The following is a 5,458-nucleotide window of genomic DNA, read 5'->3' on the forward strand; positions in this document are numbered from 1 at the left end:
CACCAATAATTAATAAAATAATTATAATATTAGTTCCAATCCTTAAGACCTTGTTTGATTTATTATCTTGTAATGTATCTCCCAAAATGTAGCACACCCTCTCATGCTCTACTATGTTTTATCTCTCTTTATATCTTAACACGAATTACCTATTATTTCCTTTTAACAAATAACATAAAAAACCTGCCAATTACTCGGCAGGTATATTACACGTTAAAACGATAACCAGCTCCCCATACTGTTTCAATATATTGCGGGTGAGCAGGATCTCTTTCAATTTTTTCACGTAGCTTTCTAATGTGGACGACAACAGTGGCTAAATCACCAGCGGAATCTAATCCCCAAATGCGTTCAAATAACTGTTCTTTATTTAATACTTGGTTTGGATGTGTGACAAAGAATGTTAATAAATCAAATTCCTTCGTTGTAAACGCAACTTCTTCATTGTTTATAAAAACTTTTCTCGCTCGTTGATCGATAGAAATTCCGTGAATATATAACGTATCACGTTGCTTACTTACATTTCCTAATAATCTTTCATAACGGGCAATATGCGCTTTTACTCTTGCGACTAATTCACTCGGGCTAAACGGTTTCGTTATATAATCATCCGCTCCTAATCCAAGTCCGCGGATTTTATCTATATCTTCTTTTTTTGCTGAAACAAGTAGAATCGGAATATCTTTTACAGCACGTATTTGTTTACAAATTTCGAATCCGTTCATTTTCGGAAGCATAATATCTAAAATAATTAAATCATAGTCTTCTTGCAAGGCTGTTTGTAAACCTATTTCTCCTGAATGCTCTACATCAACTTGGAAATCATTAATTTCTAAATAATCTCGCTGTAATTCTGCAATACTTACTTCATCTTCTATTAATAAAATTCTTTTCAATTTACTCACCACATTCCTCTACTTTTTCCAATGAGAAGAAAATGCTTGTGCCTTTACCAAGCTCGCTTTCCGCCCAAATTTCCCCGCCATGTTCTTCAACAATTTGCTTCGCTATTGCTAAACCAAGTCCACTTCCACCTGTGCTAGAATTCCGCGATTGCTCTGCACGATAAAAACGTTCAAAGATATACGGCAATGTATCAGCTTCTATACCTGATCCGTTGTCCATCACTTTCACAATAACTTTATTATTATCACTCGATACTGTTACAGTAATTTTCTTCTCTTCTTTATCCATGTATTTCACACTATTATGAATTAAATTTGATATCACTCTATTTATTTTTTCACAATCAGCCGTTACATATAGTGTTGATGCATGTAATTGTAAGTTAACTTCTATACCTTCTTTACTTAAATCCATCTGCATCTCTTCTATTAATTCTTGCATAAACGTATTTAATTCAACTGTTTCAAACTGGAATGGAACTCGATTCAAATCGAGCTTCGAAAATAAAAATAGTTCATCAATGAGTGTGTCCATATGTTTTGCCTTCGTATGGATAGTTGTTAAATACTTATCCATTTTTTCTGGCGTATTTGCTACCCCGTCCTTTATTCCTTCTACATATCCTATAATTGATGTAATCGGTGTTTTTAAGTCATGAGAGATGTTTGAAATAAGCTCTTTTCGATTTTCTTCATACTGTGTTTGCATCTCTATCGATTCTTTTAATCTCTTCCTCATTTCCTCAAACCCTTGATTTAATTGCCCTATTTCGTCGTGTGATGTAATTGGTATTTGAAAATCTAAATTTCCTTCTTTAATTTTCTCCGTTGCGCCTTTCAATACAAAAATTGGTTTTATTACACTTCTTGAAACGAGGTAACTTAATAATCCAATGAGTAAAATGGCTAGTAGTAAAAGCGATACGAATAAGATTGGAAATAATTTTTGTGTAAGATCTACAAATGAACTTTGCTTTTTTAATACAAATATACTTCCCTCTTCTTCCTGAGGAAAATAAAAATCAAACTTTACATATCGATAAAATGTATCGCCTAGTTCCGTTGTACCACGACTATTAATATTTGCTGATTCAAATTTCGGAAGGGCTTCTTTTAAAGATACACTTTCAAATACGTTTGAAGCATATGAAAGTGTTTCTCCTTTTCTTACTACTATTTTCACATCCTCTTTTTCTATTGCTGAGACAAACGACTCATCTAACAATTGAGATTGATGCTGTTTGGCTGCTGACTTCAACTCAAGATAGGCATTCTCTTCTTCTGGTGTAAGCGGCTTTTGAATGTAAGAACTTTTATAGAAATTTTTCACTGCTTCCAAGTCACCTGTTATCGAAAAAACGATTAAAAATCCCGTGACTAATATAAGCGTAATGGAAACGAGGATAACAGCAATATAAGAAAATAAAAACCTTGTTTTAATAGACATATCTTAAATCCTCACTTTATCAAACCTTATTATTTATAAGCATAAAAATATATGTTCAATTACTCAAGCGATTTTATAGTAATTTTAGCGTCAGTTTATAAAAATTTAATGTTCCTATTTTACAGTTGAAATTAGGAGGTTGAAATTCCATGTTCAAAAAAACATTCAGTATGATATGTTGCGTAATTTTTTTACAAGGATGCTCGCAAGAACAAGAAGTAAAAAAGGAGATGATAAACATGGAGACTGCACTACTAGCAGCCACTGAAAAAAATGAAACGAATACTGTTATATCTTTACTAAAACAAGGCGCAAATATAAATGCGACGGATAGTCAAGGACGCACTCCGCTTATGATTGCTACATACAAAAATGATGTAAAAACCGCAAAGGCACTTATCGAAGCTGGTGCTGACGTAAATATCCAAGATGACATGAAAAATAATCCCTTTCTATACGCCGGTGCGGAAGGTTACTTAGACATTTTAAAATTAACAATTGATGCTGGTGCAGATCCTACGATTACAAATCGTTACGGCGGAACAGCTCTTATCCCAGCCTCAGAACATGGCTATATTGACGTTATAAAAGAACTCCTCACTCAAACAAATATTGATGTAAATCATGTAAATAACCTGGGATGGACAGCTTTAATGGAAGCCATCGTACTAAGTAACGGAAACGAAACACAGCAACAAGTCATTCGCCTTCTTATTGAGCACGGTGCAGATGTAAATATTCCAGACAATGATGGTGTTACCCCGCTAGAGCATGCTCGCGCTCATCACTTTGAGGAGATAGAGAAGATTTTGTTAGAAGGCCGTAAGTAAAAAGCTAATTTTTGCCTTCCTCCCCCACCCTATGCTACATTTAAGCCGTTACATTACTATTAATAGGGGGGAATAAACATGAACAAACCTAAAATTGGGATGATTGGACTTGGAAGTATTGCGCAAAAGGCCTATCTTCCAACACTTACAAAAGAAACTGATTGGAATTTTGTAGGGGCGTTTACACCTAACGCACAGAAAAGAAAACAAGTTTGCCAGCAATACCGAATTCAAGACTTTCATTCTATTGAAATGTTAGCTTCGGAATGCGATGCAATCTTCGTTCATAGTTCAACTGCATCGCATTATGAAATCGTTTCTGAACTTCTAAAAAAAGGGATCGACGTTTATGTTGATAAACCGCTAGCAGCTACAGTGGAACAAGCTGAGCAACTAGTCGAGTTGAGCGAGAAGTATAACCGAAAATTAATGGTCGGATTTAATCGCAGATTCGTTCCTATGTATGTCGCTGCCAAAGAACAGGCTCATGATATTTCATGGATTCGAATTGAAAAGCATCGTACAAATAAAGTCGGGCCATATACGTACGACTTCACTATGTTAGATGATTATTTACACATTGTAGATACCGCTCGCTGGTTAGCTAATGATGACCTTAACGCCGTTCACAATATGATGCAAATCAATGAAAAGAATGAACTTCTTTACGGACATCATACATATACAACTCCAAGTGGACTATTACTTTCTACTGCAATGCATCGCCATGCCGGTACTAATTTAGAACAAATTGAACTTGTAACGCCAGGGAAAATCATTCGCGTAAAAAATATGAATACATTTGAAATTGAACAGGAAAACTCAGTTTCACAAAGTGGTTCCCCATCATGGGATACGACGTTAAAACAACGTGGTTTTGAAGATGCTGTTCATCATTTTATTGAGTGTGTACAAGGCGATACAAAGCCTGTTGTAGATGGATTAGAAGGATTAAAAACGCAGCAAATGCTACAATCTTTACTAGATGATGTAAATAAAAATTAAAACGGATACATTTTTCAGAATTTACTTTCATTCCCATTCCCTCTTTATTTCTCTCGTAAATTTCTATAGAATATGTTGATAGGAATTATAAATTTCATAATGAATCGTGGAAAGGATGGGATTAACACATGTGGAACGAGTTTAAAAAGTTCGCTTTCAAAGGGAATGTAATCGATTTAGCTGTCGGGGTTGTAATCGGTGCTGCATTCGGTAAAATCGTTAGTTCTTTAGTAAAAGATATCATCACACCATTACTTGGTATGGTATTAGGTGGCGTTGACTTTACAGATTTAAAAATTACATTCGGTAAATCATCTATTATGTATGGTAACTTCATCCAAACTATTTTTGATTTCTTAATTATTGCAGCTGCTATCTTTATGTTTGTTAAAGTTTTCAACAAACTAACATCTAAAAGAGAAGAAGAAAAAGAGGAAGAACTTCCAGAACCAACAAAAGAAGAAGAACTTCTTGGCGAAATTCGCGACTTACTAAAACAGCAAAACTCTTCTAAAGATAGAGCATAATTGAACGGATAAAAAGGCATGTCCCTCGGGACATGCCTTTTCTATATGCTATAACGTTTCCGAATTCATATGAATAAATAAAATAATACCAGCAACCACAAGTACCATAATGCTACCTGCAAATAGTGTAATACCAATAAACATTAAACTTGTGCTCATATCTACTGATACACTTTCAATAAAAATAGAAATTACATACGTGATAAGGGCAATTCCTGCAAGAATACTTCCTGGAACAAATCGCTTTAAACCATTTTGTTTTAACGTCATATATGCAAAAATAGCAGTCATACAAAGCGTAATTATCCAAAGAACGATCATCTCTTTTCCCCCCTCACAAGCCTTTTCTTTCTATTATACATGACATTGCCCTATAATAGTTAAATTTGCACTTATGTGACATATAACAAGGAATAGCCCCATCTATAGCGAAGGCATTATAACATACACTTATACAATAAGGAGGCTTTCATTTGGAATATACTACTACATGTAAATTAGAGCTATTCGAACGATTCGATTATGTTACGATTGACTTAGACAAACAGTTTTTTTACATCGAAGTTGTAAATTTACAAAGTAATATAACTGTACTAAAAATATCAATTAACTTGCAAAAAGACGAAACGATGGTAGAGGGAAATATAATTCATTATGATACTTTTCACCTAGATGCATTATTACAAGGATTGAAATATGTTGCTCGAACATGTATTGATCACAATTTAAAAAACCAAAAGGAAC

7 protein-coding genes are annotated in these 5,458 nt (G+C 34.2%); 4 read left to right on the top strand and 3 right to left on the bottom strand.

The features are described from left to right. Positions 1-206: 206 nt before the first annotated feature. Both ABWK52_RS24135 and ABWK52_RS24140 read right to left on the bottom strand, forming a co-directional pair. Positions 207-896 (bottom strand): response regulator transcription factor, encoded by a 690-nt coding sequence (locus tag ABWK52_RS24135; RefSeq protein ID WP_001986686.1) that lies wholly within the window; start codon positions 894-896, stop codon positions 207-209. Between the two features lies 1 nt (position 897). Continuing rightward, the gene (locus ABWK52_RS24140; protein ID WP_098541187.1) at positions 898-2,352 is read right to left on the bottom strand and encodes a sensor histidine kinase; all 1,455 of its coding nucleotides are present in this window, start codon (positions 2,350-2,352) and stop codon (positions 898-900) included. 149 nt (positions 2,353-2,501) lie between these two features. On the opposite strand from ABWK52_RS24140, the gene ABWK52_RS24145 reads away from it, so the two are divergent. The 3 genes from ABWK52_RS24145 to mscL all read left to right on the top strand — a co-directional run bounded on the left by ABWK52_RS24145 (position 2,502) and on the right by mscL (position 4,714). Further along, the gene (locus ABWK52_RS24145; protein ID WP_000474109.1) at positions 2,502-3,182 is read left to right on the top strand and encodes an ankyrin repeat domain-containing protein; all 681 of its coding nucleotides are present in this window, start codon (positions 2,502-2,504) and stop codon (positions 3,180-3,182) included. A gap of 78 nt (positions 3,183-3,260) precedes the next feature. Next, on the top strand, positions 3,261-4,187 hold the full coding sequence (locus tag ABWK52_RS24150) for a Gfo/Idh/MocA family protein (protein WP_001039709.1): 927 nt from the start codon (positions 3,261-3,263) through the stop codon (positions 4,185-4,187). Positions 4,188-4,315: 128 nt separating this feature from the next. Continuing rightward, the gene (mscL, locus tag ABWK52_RS24155; protein ID WP_000267003.1) at positions 4,316-4,714 is read left to right on the top strand and encodes a large-conductance mechanosensitive channel protein MscL; all 399 of its coding nucleotides are present in this window, start codon (positions 4,316-4,318) and stop codon (positions 4,712-4,714) included. A gap of 48 nt (positions 4,715-4,762) precedes the next feature. On the opposite strand, the gene ABWK52_RS24160 is transcribed toward mscL, so the two are convergent. Continuing rightward, complete coding sequence (locus tag ABWK52_RS24160; RefSeq protein WP_000636590.1) at positions 4,763-5,035, bottom strand: DUF3917 domain-containing protein; 273 nt, start codon at positions 5,033-5,035, stop codon at positions 4,763-4,765. Positions 5,036-5,187: 152 nt separating this feature from the next. Between ABWK52_RS24160 and dhp61 the strand changes: the two genes are divergently transcribed. Further along, on the top strand, positions 5,188-5,458 hold a 271-nt coding region (dhp61, locus tag ABWK52_RS24165), incomplete at its 3' end, for a protein Dhp61 (protein ID WP_353772183.1).

Origin of the sequence: Bacillus sp. AP50 (assembly GCF_040492675.1) — a bacterium.
In the GTDB taxonomy this organism is placed as follows: Bacteria; Bacillota; Bacilli; order Bacillales; family Bacillaceae_G; genus Bacillus_A; species Bacillus_A cereus.

Coding starts and splice junctions, on each gene's coding strand:
- ABWK52_RS24140 (WP_098541187.1), bottom strand. CDS start 2,352: ATGTCTATTAAAACAAGGTTTTTATTTTCTTATATTGCTGTTATCCTC.
- ABWK52_RS24145 (WP_000474109.1), top strand. CDS start 2,502: ATGTTCAAAAAAACATTCAGTATGATATGTTGCGTAATTTTTTTACAA.
- ABWK52_RS24150 (WP_001039709.1), top strand. CDS start 3,261: ATGAACAAACCTAAAATTGGGATGATTGGACTTGGAAGTATTGCGCAA.
- ABWK52_RS24160 (WP_000636590.1), bottom strand. CDS start 5,035: ATGATCGTTCTTTGGATAATTACGCTTTGTATGACTGCTATTTTTGCA.
- mscL (WP_000267003.1), top strand. CDS start 4,316: ATGTGGAACGAGTTTAAAAAGTTCGCTTTCAAAGGGAATGTAATCGAT.